Consider the following 20,547-nt stretch of genomic DNA (forward strand, 5'->3'; position numbering starts at 1 on the left):
CGAAGGTTTCAGAAATCGACCGTGGTCGACAGTAGAAGGGTGCGTGGCGAGCCTTGAGAGAACGCACCATACGAGGCGACGCCCGACCAATATTCACGGTCGAACACGTTCTGTACCGTGGCGCGGAAGGTTGTCGGCCGCTGGACGATGCGCGTGCTGTAGCGCACACCCACGTCGAAGCGGGTCCAGGGATCCAGCTGTTGGGTGTTGGCCTGGTCCACGTATTGGCTGCCGGTGTACAGCGCGCCGCTGGTCAGCGTCAGCCCCTCGACCCAGGGCACGTCCCACTCGGCCCAGAGGTTGGCTTGAACCTTGGGCACCCCCACCGGCCGATTGCCCCGGTTGGCCGCAACCCCGGTTTCGGTCAGTTGCGCATCCAACAGCATCACGCCGCCGAGCAGGCGCGTGCCCGGGCTGGCCTCGCCGGACACGTTCAGCTCCAGGCCCCGGTTACGCTGTTCGCCTTGTACCGAAAAGGTTGTGCCTGACAGCTCGCCGCTGGGTTTGGTGATCTGGAACAGCGCGAGTGTGGACATGACCGTGCCGTAGTCGAGCTTGACCCCGACCTCATGCTGGCGTGAGACGTAGGGGGCAAAGATCTGGCCTGCGTTCGAGGCCGTGGCCGGGGCGATATCGCCTTTGCTCAAGCCTTCGAGGTAGTTGTAGTAGAACGACACATGATCCCAAGGCCTGACAACTACCCCGAACAGCGGCGTAGTCTTGCCGTCGTCGTAAGCGGTGGTCACCGCACCTGCCTCGTTGTAGTTGTTGGAACGGATGGTCTGTTTGCGCAGGCCGGCAGTCACCTGCAGGCGCTGATCGAGCATCGACAAGGTGTCGGCAACCGCGACGCCGGACAATTCGGTCGCCGAGACTTTTGGCGTTGCAGGCGTGGCAATATCAACCTCGGGTCGCGCGATCGGGTGGTAAATGTTCGACAGCACCGGCGAGCCGGAAATGATGCCGCGCGACAACTCATCGCGATAGCGGGTGACTTGCAGCGTGGTGTTGTGGCTGATCGGCCCGGTGTCGAAGCGCAGTCGCGCGCCGGTGTCGACCGTGTAGCGCCGGACCTTGAATGTGTAATAGCCGGGGATCGACGAGGTGTCACCGGCGGCGTTGATGATGGTCGGGGTCTGGTCGGACAGGCGTGCCACGTTCGACTTCCCACCGCCGGCATGGGCGAACAAAGTCAGTGTGTCACTCACGTCATACTCGCCACCCAGCAATGCCGATTCATCGCGGGTTTTGGACCAGCCCCAATCCTGGCTGACGTTGGTCCGCCCGTTGGCGGCGTGGGGAATAGGTACCCCAGGATCGATCAGAAAAGGCCGTGAGGCCGCGTCAAATTGCTCTTTCTGGGCGATCAGGTCCAGGCTGGTGCGCAGGCGATCTCCCTGGTAATCCAGGGAGATGGCACTTACACCGATGTCCCGTGATTGCTCGTCGATCACGGTGTCACCCTGCTGCACACTGCCATTGACGCGCACGCCGAATCGACGGTCCTCGCCAAACCGTCGACTCAGGTCGATGTGGGTGCCCAATTGTAGGTCTTGGGCATAACTGGCAGTGACCCGAGTCAGGTCATCGTCCAGGGAGCGCTTGGGGACTACGTTGATCACGCCACCGACGGCGCTGTTGGGTGACATGCCGTAGAGGAGGGCGCCGGGGCCTTTGACCACTTCGATGCGCTCGGCGTAGTCGGTGAACACCCGGTAATTGGAGGCCACGCCGTACACCCCGTCGAACGCCAGTTCCCCGAGGTTGCCTTCGCCCACCGGAAAGCCGCGGATGAAGAATGAATCGACTATGCCCCCCGTCTGGCCGGTGGAGCGGACTGAGGCGTCGCGTTCCAGCACGTCGCCCACGGTGGTCGCCTGTTGGTCTTTGATCAATGACGCGGTATAGGTGCTGAGGCTGAAGGGGGCGTCCATCACATCCGTATTGCCGAGCAGGCCGAGACGCCCGCCCTCGGCCACCTGGCCGCCCGGATACACCGGCGGCAGGCTATCGGTATGCTTTTCTGGAGCATCCACCGTGGTAGCCGATAGCGTTACCCTGCGCAGTACCAGGGTGTAGCTGCCATCGCTGCGTAACACCATCTCCAGGCCACTGCCTTCGAGCAAACGCGTGACGGCTTCTTGTGTCGAGTAGGTGCCGCGTAGCTCAGGGCTGACCAGGCCTTCGGTGATCGACGGCTGGAATGACAGGGCAATGTCGGCGTCCACGGCAACGTTTGAGAGCGTCGCGCCGAGTGGGCCTGGGGCAATGTGGTAGGCACGCAGAGCGACCGAGTCCAATGGTGCTGGCGCACCCGCCAAGGCCTGCAGGCACACGGCACCGGCCAGCAACAGGCTGAGCAATACGCCACGCACCATCGGTTTGAACGGACGAGCCGGACGCTGGGGCCGTGCTACGAGCATGAAAGGATGACCCAGTGGACGAGAGGAAAAGGCTGTTCCTACCTTTGCCAGCCGAAATCGAAAAAAGTATCACCCCGGCTGCAGTTTATTTTTACGCGAGATCAGGCAGGAGACAGGGTGACCCAATAACCGCGCAAATGGCTGCTCGCCAGCACGGGGTAGGTGTGTACCAGCATGTTCAAGGTGCGATCGGTATCACTGATTGGAAAGGCCCCGGAAATGCGCAGGTCGGCGATCGAGGGATCACAGCGTAGGAAGCCTCTGCGGTAGCGCGTCAGTTCCGCGACGAAATCGGCCAGGCGCATCTTGTCAGCCATTAACATGCCTCGGGTCCATGAGCCAATGTCGCGATCCGTGGGCGTCAGGCTGCCAAAGGTCTGTGAGGAGAAGTCTGTGCGCTGCCCGGCGTTGACGATCAGCGGCGGGGTCTGGCGGTTATCGGCCAATATCACGCTCACCGCGCCGTCGAGCACCGCGAGGTGAGTGCGTGGGCTCAATTCCCGAACGGTAAAGCGTGTACCCAGCGCCTGCATGCGCCCCTGGCGAGTGCTGATCAGGAAAGGTCGGGGCAGGGTGGCCGTGTCCACGGCGGTCTGCACCAGGATTTCGCCTTCGCGCAGGTGAATAAGCCGTTGGCGGTCGTCGAACACTACGTCGATGGCGGTTTCGGTGTTCAGGGTGATACGCGAGCCATCGGCCAGGGTCAGTTCGCGGCGCTGGCCAACGTCGGTGCGGTAGTCCGCTGACCATTGCTGCGATTGCGCCAGCTTCCAACTTCCCCAACCCACAGGCATCACCGCCAGCAGGATCGCCAGCTTGCCCAAGGCCGCGCGACGCTCCGGGCTGTTCGGCCGGTCCAGCGCCGACATCGCCAGGGAGGGCGGCAGGCCGCCTAACTTGCTCTGCAGCAATTGCGCACGCGACCACGCGCGATCATGCTCGGGGCTGCTGACCTTCCAGCGTTCCCATTCGGCGCGTTCGTGTTCGCTCAATTCGCGCTCGCTCAAGCGCATCAGCCACTCGGCGGCTTCTTCGAGTACCTGAGGGGCCAGGGGCGGTTCCTTGCGCAGGCCGAGCATTCACTCCACCAGCATCAGGCATTGTATGAAGGCCTGCTTCATGTAGCGCTTGACGGTGATCAGCGATACACCCAATTGCTCGGCGATGTCGTCGTACTTGAGGCCGTTGATCTGCGACAGCAGGAAGGCGCGTTTGACCTGCGGCGCAAGGGTATCGAGCATGGCGTCGATTTCGTACAGGGTTTCCAGCACCACGAAGTGTGCCTCGGGCGACGGCGCTTCGTGGGTGGGCACGTTCGCCAGTGCATCCAGGTAGGCGCGTTCCAGTGCCTTGCGCTGGTACCAGTTGATCAGAATGCCCTTGGCCACGCAGCTCAAGTAAGCCCGTGGCTGGTCGATCACCGTGATGTGTGAGGCCAGGATCCGGGTGAAGGTGTCCTGCGCCAGATCCGCCGCGTCCATGGCGTTCCCCAGTTTTCTCTTCAGCGTGGCGTACAGCCAGCCGTGATGCCCGCTGTACAGGGCCTCGATGGCGCGCAGGTGATTGAGGTGATTCGCGGAGGAGGTTTCGCTCATGGCGGCAGGTTTGTTTGTAATTGAGAAGTATTCCCAATGCTAATTGACAAACCGACTTGAGCGCAAGCGCGATCGTATCCCGTGATCAGGCGTATGACAGGCGTATCAAGGCGTCAATCAGTGTGTCGATTTCAGCTTCGGTGTTGTAGGCGTGAAGTGACGCACGGCTGACTTCAAGCAAGCCCCGATGCTGCATGTCGAGCAGGGTCGAGCCCGCCGTCGAGGTGCTCACGTTGATGCGTTTGGGTTGCGCCGCGAGCCACTGTTGAGCCTGCGCGGCGCTGTTGTGCCGGTGACTGAAGGTGACGATGCCGGACTTTACACGGCCCAGGTCCTGCGGGGTGATATCCGCTACTTCGGTCATTCGGTGGCGCAAGTAGCCCGCCAGGTGCTGGATGCGCTGCCACATCGGTTTGATGCCCTGCGCCAACGCATACTCCACTGCCGCACCCAGGCCCAGCTTGGCCGCGACGTTGCACTCCCAATTTTCAAAGCGTCGGGCATCCGTGCGAATTTTAAAGCTATCCGCCGTGAGCAACGAGGCCGCATGCAGGTCAAGAAACGCCGGCTCCAGGCGCTGGCACAGGGACTGCTCGACGTACAGGAACCCCATGCCCCTGGGGCCGCGCAGGTATTTTCGACTGGTGGCGGCGAGCATGTGGCAGCCGATTTTTTGCACATCGATCGGCACCTGCCCCACCCCCTGGCAAGCGTCCAGCAAGAACAACACACCCGCCGCCCGGGCGAGGGCGCCGATCTGTTCGACGGGTTGTACCGGCCCACCGTTGGTGGCGATCATCGGCAGCGATACCAGCGCGACGTGCTCGTCTTCGAGCATTGCCGCCAAGGCCACCAGGCACACCTGGCCCTGTTCATCGTTGGGAAGTACCCGGATCTCGATCCCGCGCTGCTGCCTCAATTGCAGGTACGGGATGTAGTTGCCGGCGTATTCGGTCATTGATGTCAGCACGACGTCACCGGGCTTCAGCGCCAGTGAATAGAAGGCCATGTCCCAGGCTCGGGTGGCGTTTTCGACCACCGCGATTTCATCGGGGCGTGCATTGATCAGGCGTCCGATGGCGCCGTAGACATTCTCCAGTTCAGGTGCGCATTGGGCGGCCGCTTCATACCCGCCGATGCGGGCTTCCCGTTGCAGGTGCCTGGTCATGACCTGGATAACCGGGTCAGGCATCAGCGCTGCACCGGCATTATTGAAATGGATCAGTTGCTCGACACCCGGAGTGTCAGCGCGCAGTTGTTCAACGTTCAAAACACAACTCCTTGTTCAGTCGCTGCCCGCAATGCGATTGGAGGGCGCGGCCACCGACCAGTACCGCAACGCAAGCATGGGTATCAGCGCCACTGCATAGGCCAGGCACACGAAAAGATAGGTGTATTGCAGGCCGTAGACCTGGCTCAGCAAGCCACCGATGGAAATGCCGGCAATCGAGGCGAATTGCGCGGTACTTTGCGCAATGCCCAGAACGTAGCCTTGCCGCGAGCTGTCGGCGGTTTTCGAGATCAATGCCATCAGCACGGGGGTGGTCGCTCCCAGCAGTACCCCCCAAATGAAGTAGGCGACGATAAATACCACGGGATTGCGCGTAACGCCTGCCACGGCGGTCAATGCGATGCAGCCCATGACGATGTAGGTGATGCGTTGCAGCGTTTCTTGTTGCGAGCGATGCTCGAAGTAGCGCGACCATGCCGTCGCCGACAGGATGAAGCCCAGCGCCAGCAGCCCGTAGCACAGGCCGACCACTGAGTTGCTGACCTCGAACGTCGAGCTGACGTACAGCGAGAATGACGTCTGCGGCAGCATGCGTGCCAGCAGCAAAATCCCCATGACGCACAGCAGCGACAGCAGCGGAGAACCGCGCCACACGCGGCCGGTGCCTGCGGCTGGAGTGCTGGCGCTGACCGTCGGGGTTTTTTGCACCGGGGGCACATCCGGTAACGTCACGGCGGCTATTACGGTACAGAGGGCGCATAGCACCGAGGCGACGATGTTGATCCAGAAAAACGTCGCGTAATCGAGGATCATGCCGCCAACGACCGCACCCAACAGTGAGCCCACATTGGTCGATATTTGCAGGATCGCAAACAACCGGGCCCGCCGCGACGGGGCTTCGATACTGACCCCGTAAGCCTGCGCGGGGGCGATGTAGCCGGCAAATGCGCCCTGCAGAAAACGCAGGACCAGGATTACCCATATGTCACTGAAAAGCGCTAGCCCCAGCTGGGTCAAGGACAACCCCGCGAGTGCGCGGATCATCATCAATTTGTGGCCGTAGCGATCGCCGATACGGCCCCAGAATGCGCTGGTCAGCATGATGCCCAGCATCGGCCCGACGTACACGGCGATGCTGGCGAAGCTGAATACCGACTCCGAGGCGGCCAGCCCGCGCAGGTGCACGGGCCAGAACGGCCCGCTCATTTCCATCGCGCCCATAGAGACCAGTTGGATCGCGAACAGAAGGTAAATAAGGATTCTTACACTCGAACCCTGGACGGCACCTGCTTGGGACATGAGACGGCCTCGGCGATTAAACGGCAGCTAGCGGGTTGGTCAGGGTGTGCTGCAAACGGTAGTTGGCATACTGCATCAGGTGCATGCGTAACAACGAACGGGTCGGCCACGGGTCCTCGACAAAGGCCTGGCGCTCCACTTCCCACAGCTGCGGCGATACCCGCTCGCGCACCGCAGCAAAGGCGTTCTCGGTTTCCTCGCGCAATACCGTCCACAGGCGTGTGTTGTCCATTTCGTACTCCTTGGTCAGCCACAGGGCCATTTCATGCAGGTGCGTGAGAAACGCGGCATCGAGCACAAACATGCGCACCGGTTCGATATCGCCGACAAACACCGTCGGCAGAATGCCAGGCTGCACATGCGGCTGTAAGGTATAGCCGCGCTCTTCCAGCAGCGGAGCGTAGGTCCGGCCATCGCCAAAATCGCGGATCAGCAGGCTACGTGGCAGGCCGTCGGGCGAGAACAACACCATGGTGTTCTGTTGGTGCGCTTCAAGGCCGATACCGTACAGCAGATAGATCGCCACCACGGGATGGGTGACGACTTTGGCGTATTGGCGAAACCAGTTCTCTACGTTGGAGGCGCTGGCACGCACCCCGTCACGTTCGATCAGGTCGGTAAACAGTGGCCGACCGCTGCCCGGCAAACGGGTGAACAACGAAGCCACTGTAATTGGCAATCGATCATCGCTGCGTTCGAACGCTTGCCGGCTGGCACGAAACACCACGGACAGGTGTTTGCCCGGTACGTCGTCCTGGGTGATCGCGTGTCTGTAGCGCACGCCGATTTCTTCCGGGAAGATTTCCAGCTGCTGGTCGAAACCCTTTTCGGCTTCCAAAATTTGCGTGATCAGCATGCTGATGCGCGGTCCCATATGGATCGACTTGGCTTGCAGGCTGCGCAACTCGCTGGTCATCCACAACGCGATGGGCAACTTGATCAGCGGCGCAGCGTGGTCCAACACCGGCATCATCGTGCGGTATGACATGGTCGGCAGCGTCTGGATATCCGGCCCCTCAGTGATCAGGAGGCCTTCTTCGATTTCCGCAGCAAACGTCTTGAGCACATACGCCTGCAAATGCCAGGCATGAATCGGCAGTGGCAGCCATTGCGTTTCATCCAAGCCTTTACCGTTGAGCGCCGCCTTCCATTGTTCCCAGTGCGCCGGGAAGTTGCTGGCGAACCAGCTGTGGTAGCTGGTCACGTGAGGCATGCTTTCACTTTTGGCCATGTCGGCTCGCAAGGCGGCAATCCTCAGGGGAACCTGGGCGTTGAACTCCGGAGACAGCTGCTCGACCTCTGCGTCGCTCAACCCGGGGCGGGCTTTCCAGGTCGGGTAGTAGGGGTGGCCTTCCAGCGAGCCCCACTGATCCAGCAGGATGGCGGCGTCCTTGGTACTCGAGTGGTGGCGCAGGTAATCGGTCAGGCTGGTGAGCCCCTGGTTTTGAGCGGCCTGGGCCAGGCGTGCGTTCCAGTGTTGGCGATACTGGCGTGCGTGGGCGTCGTTCAGCAGGCTGTTTTCCATATCCGACTTGAGCCCGGCCACGCCTTCGTCGCTGGGCTCGAAGTCGAAGCTGTCACGCAGTACATCCAGCAGGTCCTGGTGGCTGGTGATCACCTGGCGCACGCCCTCGGCCGTCAGCAGTACCACGTCACCGTCATTGACCAGTGTGTCGGCCGGCCCCAGCGCAATCTCGGAGAAAAACAGCTGCGCACCGCTCTGCTTGAGCGGGTAGGTGGCCTGGTGGCCCCCGTGGGTAAACGCCAGCGCTGCACGATCCAGAATATTTTCCGCAAACAAGCAACGAATCAGCCGGCGCAGGGCGTTCTTGCGGGAGTAGGCGATCAAGGTTTTGAGGTCATCCATATCAGCTATCTGCTCGTTGAGTCATTCAGTAAAAGGGTTATGCCGTGCGTGGCCATTGGCTCGGGAAGTAATCCAGCGCCGAGTCGCGCAGGCCTTGCATATAGGCAACGCTCCAGTGCAAGACTTCTTCGATATAGGGCACTTTCAGTTCGAAACGCCTGGCCATTTCCACCAGCAGCACCAGGCCGTAGGCGACGTCTTCGTTGAACGCGCGGCTCTCACGCTCGATCACATACCCGGCGCGGTTATCACCGGCAGGTACCATGGGCGCGAGGATGTCGTTGTAGGCCTGGTTGGTGCGCAGAATGGCCAGCATGCTGCTCTGGTCGCGAATCTGATCGCCGTAAGCCTCGACGATTTCCTGTTTCAAGGATTTGACGGACGACAGGTCGACGCCCATGCGCTCACTGATGACCGCGCACAGTGCCTGGCTCTCCTGATCCATGCGCTCCAGGAAGTAAGCGCCCAGTTCGGGGCACTCTGTCCACCAGCACAGGCGCTGCGGGAAAATCTTGCGGTGCCACTGGCCGTAGGGGCCGATCAACCCGTAGATCACCGAGCTGTGCATGATCGGGTTACCGGGTGTCAGGGTGATCTCCAGGTAGTGATCGAGCAGCGTGACGCAAGGGCCGTAAAGCCGCGTGAGGATATCGTGCAGTTGCTGGCGCGACGCCTGGGATTCGCGGGCATGGGTTGCGACATACAACTGGCTTTTGCCGCCGCCCATTTTTATCGACCGGCCAGGTTTGAGCTCGAAGGCCGTATGAGGCACGTCCTTCATACCCCAGATCACCAGGTTCGGATGGTTGGCCAGTGTGGCCTCGGCCAGCCAGTCGAACCCGCAGAAGCCCGGGATCGCACCGATATACACCGGTTTACTGGTGCTCAGATGCGGCGCGATGGCCTGCAACGTTTTAGCGCGGGCATGGGCTGGAACCGTGATGATGACGATATCGGCGTCTTCGACGGCGGGCCTGGCCTCGGTGGTCACCCGATCCAGTCGGGCGTTTAGTGTGCGACCGTCCGGCAGCAGTGCCTGGAGCGGTACCTGCCGGGCGTGATGGTCAACGACTTCCAGGTTGCTGGTCAGCAGCGAAACCAGGACGTCGGGCAGCTGTTTGAACAGGATGGCGTTGAGATGACCGGTCCGGCCACCGCCACAAATGGCGACTTTCAGCGGTTTCATTAAGAGGCGTTCCTTAGTCGAAAGAGGGTCATGCGACGCTGAGTTGCAGCGGGGCGGAGCTGGACTCCTGCCAGTGGTTCTTGCCCAGCCAGGCATCCAGTTGCGAGGCGACGCCGGGGTCCAGCAAGTCACGTTCGTCAAGCCACTTATCGTCGAACACCGTGTGCAGGTATTTTTCGCCGCCGTCGGCAATCGGCACCACCACATTGCCGCTCAGTACGCCTTTGTGAATCAGCTCCAGGGCCTTGAAAATCGCGCCACCGGTTGAGCCGCCCACCAGCAGGGCGAGGTGGCGGGCGATATAGCGGGAGGTCTCGAAGGCTTGTGAGTCGGTAACCTGCACGCCCAGATCGATGCAGCTGTAGTCGAGCACCAGCCCCACCGTATCCCCGGCGGGCGTCCCGGTGCCCGACTGATAGTACGGATAGCCGGGGTGCCCAAAGACGATGGAGCCGGCGGGCTCAACGGCCACGGTCACGATGTTGGGGTTGTGCTGTTTGAGGCCCCGGGCAATCCCGGTCATCGACCCGCCGGTACCGACGCAACCGACATACGCTCCGATAACACCTTCGGCCTGCACGATGGTTTCCCGCACAAAGTCGCTGTAGCCGCCGGCGTTGGCAGCATTGTCGGACTGGTTCATGAAGACGGCGCCCGGAATCTGCTCGGCGAGTTCGGCCGCCAAGCGCTGGCGCTCCACCACCGCGACTTCGTCTTCGCGATAGGTCCCCGCGACAAACCGAATATCGGCGCCCAGCGCCTTCATCACTGCGATCTTGTCCTGTGCCGCGTGATGGTCGACCACGGCGATAAATTGCAGGCCAAATTCGACGGCGGCCATGGCCAGGCCGATACCGGTATTGCCCGAAGATGACTCAACCACCACGCCGCCCGGTTTCAAACGTCCGGACTTGAGCGCGGCGAGCACCATATTGCGCGCCATACGATCTTTGATACTGCCGCCGGGGTTATTCTTCTCTATCTTTAATAACAGTCGGGCGTCAGTGCCCGGGATATAAATACCCAACATGGGCGTATTGCCAATCAGCTCGGAAACCTTAGTCAGTATCATATGAAGTGCTGCCTTTAGTAGTCAGGTGAAAACGCGTAGTTACCTTGCGTGCAACAGGTCGCCACCATTCGCCGGGGCAGGGGGTGACGATGAAACTCGTTCTCCAGCAAGTCCATTTGATAACCGGCGGTATTGGCATAAATCAATAAATCACCGGCCTTGGGGGAAACAGTGAAGTTGATCAGCCGTTGGGTGATGACGTCATCATCCAGGCAACTATGCCCGGCAATATAGGCCTGCATCGGTGTGGCTGAAGTGGGCGCCGTGCTGATTAAAATCGGGTCGACCAGGTATTCGGACGCGAACCATGTTTCACAGGCGCTGAAGCTGCTGCCTTCGACAAATAAGACGGTTTTATTGTTGGCCAATTTTTTGCTGCGTGTAATACGAAACACCGAGATTGCGGCTTGGTCCACCAGGCTTCGACCCGGCTCCAATGCCAGTATGATGCGGTTGGCCTTTAAGTACTGGGCAATGCTCTGTCGCGGCGAGAATGAGCTTTCCAGGAATAACGTCAACCATTGGCTTGCCGTCAAGTTACTGCCGTAAGGGTAATAAGACTTTGGTACTGACTGGTTGTAATAGTGACTTGGCGTATTGTCGTTTTGTAGAAAGCGCTCGTAGGCTTGCGGCTCGATATAGCGGATGGGCAAGCCTCCGCCAATATCGATCATGCTCGGGTTCAATCCCATCTCCCGAGCGGCATCGATGAAGTCGGCCACCTCACGAAAGGCCTGTGCGCGAGAGTCGAACCCGTAGCCACCGAGGTGGAAATGGAAGCCCTCGAAGTCAATAAAGGCCCGAAATCGAGTCAGTAAGTGCAAGCACACCAACAGGTCCGAAGGGCCCATTCCGAAGCGGCTGGTCGCACAGCTTTTGGGTCTGTAACGCAGTAAAACCCTGGCTTTGGTGGCCTCGGCGCGCGTTTCGAGCAGTGTTTTCAAATGGTCGAATTCCTCCAGTGAATCGACGCAGATCAGTGCGCCGGCATGCACCAGCGCTCGATGAAAATCCTGGGTTTTGGCAGGGCCAGTGGCGCACAACTGATCGGCGGGCACACCGGCGCGCAGTGCCGCTCGCATTTCGTAAATGCTGGAAACGTCGACGCCGATCCCGGACGCTTTAGCCGCTTCCAGCAAACAGTGTGACTTGTTGGCTTTGGCGCCATAGAAGATCGAATACTGAACCTCATGCTGTTCCAGCACTGATTGCAATGCGCACGTGTTCAGCGCAAAGGCATGTGGCCATACAAGATTAAGCGGCGAACCATGCTGTGCGACAAGTTCAAGAAGTTTGTCGGGTTGGCTATGTAGCAGTTGTGCGATGCTGGCGTCCAATAATGGATTAAGCATGTGCGAAATATGGACTTCGGTCCGCACTTCATTGAGGCGTGTCGTTGCAATAGACATAACTATCCCCTGGCGCTTATAGCATCGCCATTCATATGTCGATCATTAAAAGAGATCGATGAATGTGGTCTTGTCACTCGTCGTATTTTCAGCGTTTATGCGTTTGGCGGTGGATGCCACACGAACCCAGTAGGCGAAACTGTGGCTTTGATGGCGATAATCGGTTCACAAAACCATTGCATAAGAACCCAATTCCCTAAGGTTTATACGGATGTAGCGACCGGCCACTAACTGCTGGTTTTCTTGATCTGATTCACCGATGAGTGATGGGCAAATGATATCGCTAGGCCACACTTGCGGTGAACGTTAAGAGTTGCATGTATACGAGAAAAGTTTCTCTCGACGGCGTGAACAATATTGCTATCGAGAACGATTATCAAGTAAGGTTTTCAAATATTCCAAATTAATACCCGCTGAAGGTCAGTGCGCGACCGTGTATTTGCCTGCGCTTACGGGCGTTCATCCCTAGTTTAAAAGCGGCGTTAATTCATTGATCAATAAGGGGTTAAACGTTGATCGGCGAGGGCGGCGCCAGAGGCGCAATTTACTCGCCCGAGGCCCCCGAAAATTTTGCAAAAACCACGACTGATGCACGCCAAGGAGAGATGCAATGAACACTGATCGTCCGAGCACCACTGCGATGCTTCCCATCAGCTACCTGTTCGTTCCGGGGAACCGTCCGGAGCGCTTTGCCAAAGCGGTTGAGGCCGCGGCGGATGCGATCATTCTGGACCTTGAGGATGCGGTTCATCCCGAGAGCAAAGCCGCTGCCCGAGGCGCCGTCTGGGCGTGGCAGGAGAGTACGCAGAGCGTTGCGTGCCAGCGGTTTATCCGGCTCAACAGTGTCGGCAGCGCATCGTTCCGCCAGGACCTGACATGGCTGCGCGACATGCGTTACCCCGAGCGTTGCACCGGGGTATTCCTGCCCAAGGCCGAGGCTCCGCAAGCGTTGGCACGGGTGGTCGAGCAGTTGCTGGCGTGGCATCCCCAATTGCACATCGTCGCGATCATCGAGACGGCCAAAGGTTTGCAGCAAGTGGAGGCGATTGCCGCGATTCCCGGCCTGGCACGCCTGGCATTTGGCTCATTGGATTTTTCCCTGGATATCAATTGCGGCCAGGTGCCTGAGGCGTTTGTGTATGCACGCAACCGCATCGTGCTGGCCTCCCGCACGGCGGATTTACCGGCGCCGATCGACGGGGTGACCCCTGCGATCAACGACCTGGCGGTGGTCGCCCGGGACGCGCTATACGCGCGCTCCCTCGGGTTCGGGGCCAAGCTGTGCATCCATCCCGCGCAGTTGGCGACGGTGCAGCGCGCCTTCCTGCCCGATGCGCACCAATTGGCCTGGGCGGATCGGGTGATGAGTGCTGTGGCCGGCGGTAGCCACGCGGTGCAAGTTGACGGCGAAATGGTCGATCTGCCGCTGATCGAACAGGCGCAACGCCTGCTGGATATGGCCCACCGCTACGCAGCGGTCGCCAAGACCGGGGCCTGCTGAAAATGCCGCCAGGGCAGGGGGGAACCCTGGAACAGGCCTATCAGATTGCTCTGCGACCTGTGTGCGAAGTACTGCAATCGGAGCAGGTGGACCCGGCCAATGTGCAGTGGCTATGCGACTCGATCATCCGCACAGGGCATTGGCTGGCGCCAATCATCGTCGAGCGCTCGCAAGGCATTGTGATGGACGGTAACCATCGCCTGAACGCGGCGTTGCAATTGGGTTTGCATCGGGTGCCGTGCATCCAACTCGACTATGCGGACCCACGGGTGTGCGTAAGGCACTGGCAGACGGGGCAAGCGTTCGAGGTGGCGCGAATTTTCGCCACCATCGCACGTGGCGAGATCTTTGCGTACAAGACCACGCGGCATGTGTTTGACCCGGCGCTACCGGTCATCGCGATACCGTTGGAGCGCCTGTACGAATGAGCTGTGCAAAAAAAACATGTTAGGCGGTGATACTTTTTCGCACGTCGACTGGCATTAGGAGTGATTCCCATTTTCTCTCGTTGAAAGGATCCTCTCGTCATGCCTGTTGCCAGCCGACCTTGCGGTGAGCGCGTGTTAGCACTCGCCATCCGGACCGCCCTGTTGAATTTTGTGATGGTCGCAGCAGGCGCCAATGCCTGGGCTGAGACGCAAACGCCTGGCGCCACGGACACCAGTACACCCAGCCTGATCCTGGACGCCACCACGGTTGACGGCCGCTACAACGGCCCGACGGCGCTGCCGGAGGTACTCTCCGGTGGGCAAGTGGCTCGCGGAGCGCGGCTGGGCATGATGGGCAACAAAGACGTGATGGACACGCCGTTCAACGTCACCAGCTACACCGCCAAAACCCTCGCCGACTTGCAAACCGTCACCGTTGCCGATGCCCTGGAGCGCGACCCGTCGGTGCGCTCGACCGGTCAGACGGGCGGTATCGTCGATTCATTTTTCATTCGCGGCTTTGCGATTGGCGAAGGCAACCTGGGTGAACTGGCCTACGACGGTGTGTATGGCGTAGCGCCCAATTACCGGGTCTTTACCGAGTACGCCGAGCGCGTCGAAGTGCTCAAGGGGCCGGGCGCGCTGATGTATGGCATCTCGCCCAACAGTGGCGTCGGCGGTGTCATCAACATCGTCCCCAAGCGGCCACTGGAGGAAGACTTGACCCGTTTCACCGGCAGCTACGCGTCGGACTCCCAAGCGGGCGGGCACCTGGATATCAGTCGGCGTTTTGGCGAGGAGAACCAGTTCGGCGTGCGCTTCAACGGCAGCCTGCAGGGCGGTGATACTGCCGTGAACGACCAGCATCGCGACGTGGGGATCGGTGCGATTGCCCTGGATTATCGCGGCGAGCGGTTGCGGCTGAACCTGGACTACATCAGCCAGAAAGAAAGCTTCGAAGGCGCCTCACGCCCGTTCACCATCGCGCCGGGCGTAGAGGTGCCATCCGCCCCCAATGGCCGCACCAGTCTGCCGCAAAAATGGGGCTGGTCGGACACCAAGGAGCAGTCCGCATTGCTCGGCGGTGAATATGACCTGAACGACAACCTCACCGTGTTCGCCCATGCGGGGGGTGGCAGGTCGGACGTAAAGCGCATGTCCGACCAGGTGCCGCGCATCCTCAATGACGCTGGCGACACCAGCAATACCCCAGGCTATTACAAGTTCAATGTTGATCGTTCTACCGCCGATGTGGGGGTTCGGGGGCAGTTCGCCACCGGCCCGGTGACTCATATCACCACGCTGATGGCCACCCGTTACCAGGATGAATTGTCTCGGGGTATCAATAACGGCATGGAGGTTCTCTCCAACATCTACCACCCGGTGGACACGCCCCAGCAATACATCAATGCCCCGAAGGTGCTGCGCATCTCCGAGTCGGAGCTGTCCGGCGTGGCGCTGACCGACACCCTGGGTTTTCTGGATGATCGTTTGCAACTGACCTTGGGCGTGCGCCGCCAGGACATCGAGTCGCGTAACTACAATGCGGCCGGTGCGGTCAGCTCCCGCTATAAAGACAACGCAACCACCCCTCTGGTGGGCGTGGTGGTCAAACCGTGGGACGACGTGTCTTTTTACTACAACTATGTGGAAGGTTTGAGCAAAGGCGATATCGCCCCGGGCACGGCTGCCAACTCTGGGGAAACCTTCGCGCCCTACGAGTCCAAACAGCATGAGATCGGTGTGAAGTACGAACACGGAACGTTCATGACCACCCTGGCGCTGTTCCAGATAGAAAAGCCCAGCGGCGAGGTGGGCGCGAACAATCTATTTTCGGTGCAGGCAGAACAGCGTAACCGTGGCGTCGAACTGAGCGTGTTCGGTGAGGTGGCGCCGGGCACGCGCTTGATGGGCGGTGTGACCTTCCTGGATGGCGAGCTGACGGACTCGGCCACTGCCGCCAACCGCGGCAATAAACCGGTGGGCGTGCCCGATATCCAGGCCAACCTGTGGGCAGAATACGACACCCCGTGGCTGGAAGGTTTTACCCTCACCGGCGGTGCAATCTATACCGACAGCCAGTACGTCAACCAGGCCAACACCCAAGAGCTGGACGCCTGGACCCGTATCGATGCAGGCGCGCGCTATGCCACCAAAATTGAAGGGCGGCCGACGACCTTCCGCGCCACGGTGCAGAACGTCTTCGACCGTGAGTATTGGTCGGGCGTGGCCTCCTATGGTGCATTTTCCCCGGGGTCTCCGCGCACCTTGCAACTGTCGGCAACTGTCGATTTTTGACCGGCGCCGGTATGCAGCAATCATGCACCCGCAACGAGCCTATCCGTGAACGGCTGAGGTGTTATGGCTTGCGCGGGTGATCCATGCGCTGCTGCTTGCGCAGCGCAATGGCCACACCTCGGCGCCCACGGCGTGCATAACTTTCTGCAAGCGCTCGACTGAGTTGCGCTTCACCCTTGTCGGGAAGACTTGCACGTTCCTGGCGGCCTACGTTGGGACGGTCGGCTCATTACGTTCGACTATTCAAACATTGAACAATACGGCAGCGCCTGGCGGTGGCGGTTTTGTTCGTCCATTCATCGTGAAGCGTCACATGAGTGCGGCACGCACCCATGATTGAGCCTGTCCAAACAAAAAGCCCCGCATCGGCGTAAGTTTTAGCTGCGGCTGATCCCCATACTGATCGCACTCGGTAAAGTTATTCAGGGTGTACATCAGGTTGATGTCTCTGATGGGCATTTAAGGGCTGCGTCTTTCGTCCAGCCATTAGCGGTATCGGCGATAGTTTTCGCCAACAGATCAATCAAGTGTTGATGGGCCAACACCAGGCTTTTCAATTCAACCCCTGCCGGTTGGCGAATCTGGGTGGCGCAGGTCAGTGTGCGACGTACCTGGCCATTACCGCGCAGCTCAAGGCTCCACACCACCTCCTCTAGCGCATATTGCCCCGGCAAAGAGTCAAAGCGGCGTACCTCGGCCTGAATCGACAGCACTGGGCGCTTAGCGTCTTTGCCCATCCCGGCGAGGTCGTGGGTGCCCAGTCGCGATTCAAGTCGATCGGTGAGCGCGTCATGGAACTCTTCTGCCAGCGGCGCGCCCCAGCGGTCGTTTTCCATGATGGCCAGACTGGCTTGGTTCAGGCGCACGACCAGTTGCGGTTGGTCGACCTGCACCGGTACGCGTATGGGGCGAATCTCGAGCTGGAAGGCCGGAGCCGCCACCGGGGTCTCTGACGGCGGGGTACTGCCTTGCAAGGTGTAGGAGTGCATGACCGGGGCGCTACAAGCCGTTAGGCAAACATTGGTGATCAGGATCAAGAGCGGGGTCTTCATGGTTGTATTTCCGGTTCGACGTCACGTGAAGAATGAATCGAGGCCTTGTAGCTGTCGGGTTTGCCCTGCGCTGTTCGGCCACGTATCAGTGCTTCTGGGTTGCGGCTGAGGAAGTCGCTCAACACTCGCACTGAGCGGGCTGTACGCTGAACTTCGTCCATGGCATTGCTGATTTGCAGGCGTGCGGGCGAGTCCTCGGCAAAGCTTGAATTGACGGTGTCCAGGGTCTTCTGTGTCTGTGCTAAGGCGCCGTGCATCTGCGGTAGTACCTCGCCGTTGACCTGCTTCAAGGTCTTCTGCATTTCGCTGAGGCTGCCGTTGAGGTTTTTGGCAATGTCTTCCAGCGGCAGTTTACTGATCTTGTCGACCAGGCCCTCTAGCTGCCCCTGCACTTTGTCTAAGCTGCCTGGCACCGTGGGGATCACCAATGGTCGCGCCGCGAGGTCGAACGGAGTCGGGGTTGCCTTGGGGATGAAGCTCAGGGAAATGTACAACTGGCCGGTCAGCAGGTTGGCGCTGCGAGCTTGAGCGCGCAGGCCGTGCTCGACGAAGGTGGCCATTAGGCGCGCCATGCTGTTTTCGTCTTCCGAGCCCTGATCCTTGAGGAGTGTTTCGTTGGCATGACCCAAGCGGTTTGGGTAGATCACCGCCCCGACCATACTGGGAAAGGTCATGGTTTTAGTGTCGTAGTCCAGATCTACGGACACCACATGACCAATGTTTACCCCCATGAACTCCACGGGCGCGTTCACCTCCAAGCCGCGTAGTGATTGATTGAAGTTCATGCGGATATAACGAGGCTCGCCATCGGGCTGCGCCAAGGCCGCCTCCTGGTCGCCGAACAGTTCGAAGCGAGCATGCTCGGTCGCAGGTTGGGTGGTGGGGCTGTACTTGGGTTCAACGAACGCGATACCGCCTGAAAGGATGGTCGAGAGCGATTGGGTGTTAACCTTCAGGCCGTTTGCCCCCACTGTCAGGTCAATGCCACTGGCATTCCAGAACCGCGTATCGGTGCTGACGAACCGGTCATTGGGCGAGCGCACGAAGATTTCTACGTCGACACCCTTACCGTCTTCCGAGAGCTGGTAGGACACCACCTGGCCGACCTGGATACGCCGATAGTAGATCGGCGAGCCGATGTCCAGGGAGCCGAGGTCGGTGGTGTGCAGGGTGAAGCGCTTGCCTTGTTCGCCGTAAGTGATCGGCGGCGGCGTTTCCTGACCGACGAAGTTTTTCCCGGTTTTCCCCGAGCTGCCCGCATCGGCCCCGATAAAGGCGCCGGACAACAGGGTATCGACCCCGGAAATCCCATTGGCACCGATGCGCGGACGGACAACCCAGAACATCGAGTTTTCGTCGGTGAAGGCACGCTCCGAAGCATCGAGATCGACTTTCGCGACCACGTGGCTGCGGTCGCTGCTCAAGGCAATGGCCGTGACTTTGCCGATCACCACGTTCTTGTATTTGACCTGAGTCTTGTTGGCCTCAAGACCTTCTGCGGTCTGGAAACTGATACTGATCTGCGGGCCCGCCGACAGTGCGTTGTTGATCAACATCGACGCGCCAACCAACGCCGCGACGATGGGCACAATCCACACGAGGGAAACGTTGAAGCGTCGCGTCTTGATTGAGGGTTTGGCTGCGGGCGAATCGGTGGAAACGTGATGATCAGACATCTTCAACCTCTGCATCCCAGATAAGCCGGGGATCGAAACTCATGGCGGCCAGCATGGTCAGCACCACCACCAGACCAAAAAAGACGATACCCAACATCGGGTCGATGGAACTCAGCGAGCGAAACTGCACCAGCGCGGCGACCAGTGCCACCACCAGCACGTCAAGCATGGACCAGTAGCCGATCAACTCGACCATGCGATACAGCCGGCTTCTTCCTCGCATGGCCCAGCGGCTCTTGCGCTGGCAGGTCACGAGCAGCAAGCCCAGAATCAGGAACTTCATACACGGCACCACGATGCTGGCGAAGAAGATCAGGGCGGCGATATCCCAGGACCCACTTTTCCAGAACTCGATGACCCCGCTCATGATGGTGTTGTCGCTGGCGTTGCCTAACATGTTGGTGCGCATGACCGGCAGCAGATTGGCCGGGATGTAGAGCATCAGCGCCGCCAGCAGCAATGCCCAGGTGCGGGCAATGCTGTTGTGTTTGCGCGCATGCACAGGGCCATTGCAGCGGGGGCAGCGGTGTTCATCCCGCCGGCAAATCTGTGCGCAGGTGTGGCAAGGCATCAGGTTCAGTTCGCGGGCGTAGGCTGGCTGGCTCATATAAGTTGGTCCGCCAGGTCGTCCCAAAGACGGTGAATGTCCTTGCCCGATATCAAAATGAGCAACACGGTGAGCATGCCGAGTGCCCACAGTCCCAAGCCCGGATGCACATTCAGCATGCCGGCCAGCTTGACGATCGCGACCAATATCCCGAGTAAACAGACCTCCAGCATGCTCCACGGACGTAAGTGCTCCAGTGTGCGCATACAGGCCCTGAAACCGGGAGCCGCGCGGCCAGCGTTGGCAAACGCCAATAACCAGCACAGCAGTGCAATCTGCAACATCGGCGCGAGGATTATGGTCAGTCCGGCCACCGCAGCCATCGGCGTAATCCGACCGTGAGCCAGTGCTTCTACGGATGCCCACAAGGTGGCTTCGTTGTTCAAGCCTTCCATGCTGATGCTGATGACCGGGAAGGCGTTGGCAAAGGCGAAGAGCAGGGCGGCGGTAATGGACAGCGCTAACAGCGTCTGCACGCTCATCCGCTGCCCGCGTTTGAGCACTGCGCCACAGCGTGTGCACTCAGCTTTCTGCCATCTGTTCAGCGACACCGACTCGAACAGTGAGTCGCAATGCTGACAGATGATCAAGTGAGAAAAAGTATTCATCGGATTGAGGGTTTTCATGACTTATCGCCTGGAAGAGTTCCTCCTTGGAGCGGTAGTGGCGATACAACGTTGACTTGGCGGCGGCCTGAAGAGTGGCGTCCCGTTTGATTTCGGTGAGTACACGCAAGAGGCGGTCTATTCGATACCAGCCTGTACAGTATTGCTTGGCACAAAAGGTCTGTCAAAATATATTTCGGTACGGATTGGTATCGTTATTTCAGTCGCCTGGAACGCTGAATGCCAGATCACCACAGAAAGCCCGCTGATTGAGTGGCTTTTTTTGGGCCTGGGAGTC

The 20,547-nt window shown here is 59.7% G+C and carries 16 protein-coding genes; 3 read left to right on the forward strand and 13 right to left on the reverse strand.

Features of this window, described 5'->3' with window-relative positions; genetic code table 11:
* Positions 1-8 precede the first annotated feature (8 nt).
* From P3S72_RS10655 to P3S72_RS10695, 9 genes are all read right to left on the reverse strand, one after another.
* On the reverse strand, positions 9-2,423 hold the full coding sequence (locus P3S72_RS10655; RefSeq protein ID WP_276197289.1) for a TonB-dependent receptor: 2,415 nt from the start codon (positions 2,421-2,423) through the stop codon (positions 9-11).
* Positions 2,424-2,524: 101 nt separating this feature from the next.
* Entirely contained in the window at positions 2,525-3,502 is a 978-nt protein-coding gene (locus P3S72_RS10660; protein ID WP_276197290.1) for a FecR domain-containing protein, read from the reverse strand.
* On the reverse strand, positions 3,503-4,018 hold the full coding sequence (locus P3S72_RS10665; RefSeq protein ID WP_276197291.1) for a sigma-70 family RNA polymerase sigma factor: 516 nt from the start codon (positions 4,016-4,018) through the stop codon (positions 3,503-3,505).
* Between the two features lie 85 nt (positions 4,019-4,103).
* Complete coding sequence (locus P3S72_RS10670) at positions 4,104-5,288, reverse strand: aminotransferase class V-fold PLP-dependent enzyme (RefSeq protein WP_276197292.1); 1,185 nt, start codon at positions 5,286-5,288, stop codon at positions 4,104-4,106.
* Positions 5,289-5,303: 15 nt separating this feature from the next.
* Complete coding sequence (locus tag P3S72_RS10675) at positions 5,304-6,548, reverse strand: MFS transporter (protein ID WP_276197293.1); 1,245 nt, start codon at positions 6,546-6,548, stop codon at positions 5,304-5,306.
* 16 nt (positions 6,549-6,564) lie between these two features.
* Entirely contained in the window at positions 6,565-8,415 is a 1,851-nt protein-coding gene (locus P3S72_RS10680) for an IucA/IucC family protein (protein ID WP_276197294.1), read from the reverse strand.
* 37 nt (positions 8,416-8,452) lie between these two features.
* Positions 8,453-9,601 carry an NAD/NADP octopine/nopaline dehydrogenase family protein gene (locus P3S72_RS10685; RefSeq protein ID WP_276197295.1) on the reverse strand — a complete coding sequence of 383 codons (1,149 nt, stop codon included), beginning with the start codon at positions 9,599-9,601 and terminating at the stop codon, positions 8,453-8,455.
* A 28-nt stretch (positions 9,602-9,629) separates the two neighbouring features.
* Positions 9,630-10,673 carry a cysteine synthase family protein gene (locus P3S72_RS10690; protein ID WP_276197296.1) on the reverse strand — a complete coding sequence of 348 codons (1,044 nt, stop codon included), beginning with the start codon at positions 10,671-10,673 and terminating at the stop codon, positions 9,630-9,632.
* A 14-nt stretch (positions 10,674-10,687) separates the two neighbouring features.
* Positions 10,688-12,082 (reverse strand): Y4yA family PLP-dependent enzyme, encoded by a 1,395-nt coding sequence (locus P3S72_RS10695; RefSeq protein ID WP_276197297.1) that lies wholly within the window; start codon positions 12,080-12,082, stop codon positions 10,688-10,690.
* A 610-nt stretch (positions 12,083-12,692) separates the two neighbouring features.
* Here P3S72_RS10695 and P3S72_RS10700 point away from each other — a divergent pair.
* From P3S72_RS10700 to P3S72_RS10710, 3 genes are all read left to right on the forward strand, one after another.
* Positions 12,693-13,583 (forward strand): CoA ester lyase, encoded by an 891-nt coding sequence (locus tag P3S72_RS10700; protein WP_276197298.1) that lies wholly within the window; start codon positions 12,693-12,695, stop codon positions 13,581-13,583.
* Between the two features lie 2 nt (positions 13,584-13,585).
* Positions 13,586-14,011 carry a ParB N-terminal domain-containing protein gene (locus P3S72_RS10705; protein ID WP_276197299.1) on the forward strand — a complete coding sequence of 142 codons (426 nt, stop codon included), beginning with the start codon at positions 13,586-13,588 and terminating at the stop codon, positions 14,009-14,011.
* Between the two features lie 99 nt (positions 14,012-14,110).
* A complete protein-coding gene (locus P3S72_RS10710) occupies positions 14,111-16,309 on the forward strand; it encodes a TonB-dependent siderophore receptor (protein WP_276197300.1) in 2,199 nt (732 codons plus the stop codon).
* A 434-nt stretch (positions 16,310-16,743) separates the two neighbouring features.
* Here the strand turns inward: P3S72_RS10710 and P3S72_RS10715 are convergent, their stop codons facing one another.
* Genes P3S72_RS10715 through P3S72_RS10730 form a run of 4 tightly spaced genes read right to left on the reverse strand, consistent with a single transcriptional unit; the run spans position 16,744 to position 20,270 of the window.
* Entirely contained in the window at positions 16,744-17,361 is a 618-nt protein-coding gene (locus P3S72_RS10715; protein WP_276197301.1) for a PqiC family protein, read from the reverse strand.
* Positions 17,358-19,037, reverse strand: a complete 1,680-nt coding sequence (locus tag P3S72_RS10720) for an MlaD family protein (RefSeq protein ID WP_276197302.1) — start codon at positions 19,035-19,037, stop codon at positions 17,358-17,360. The genes P3S72_RS10715 and P3S72_RS10720 overlap by 4 nt, the downstream gene beginning before the upstream one ends.
* Entirely contained in the window at positions 19,030-19,644 is a 615-nt protein-coding gene (locus tag P3S72_RS10725; RefSeq protein ID WP_276197303.1) for a paraquat-inducible protein A, read from the reverse strand. Before P3S72_RS10725 ends, P3S72_RS10720 begins: the two co-directional genes overlap by 8 nt.
* A complete protein-coding gene (locus tag P3S72_RS10730) occupies positions 19,641-20,270 on the reverse strand; it encodes a paraquat-inducible protein A (protein ID WP_276197304.1) in 630 nt (209 codons plus the stop codon). The genes P3S72_RS10725 and P3S72_RS10730 overlap by 4 nt, the downstream gene beginning before the upstream one ends.
* Between the last annotated feature and the right edge of the window lie 277 nt (positions 20,271-20,547).

Origin of the sequence: Pseudomonas sp. D3 (assembly GCF_029320995.1) — a bacterium.
GTDB classification, from domain to species: domain Bacteria; phylum Pseudomonadota; class Gammaproteobacteria; order Pseudomonadales; family Pseudomonadaceae; genus Aquipseudomonas; species Aquipseudomonas paraveronii.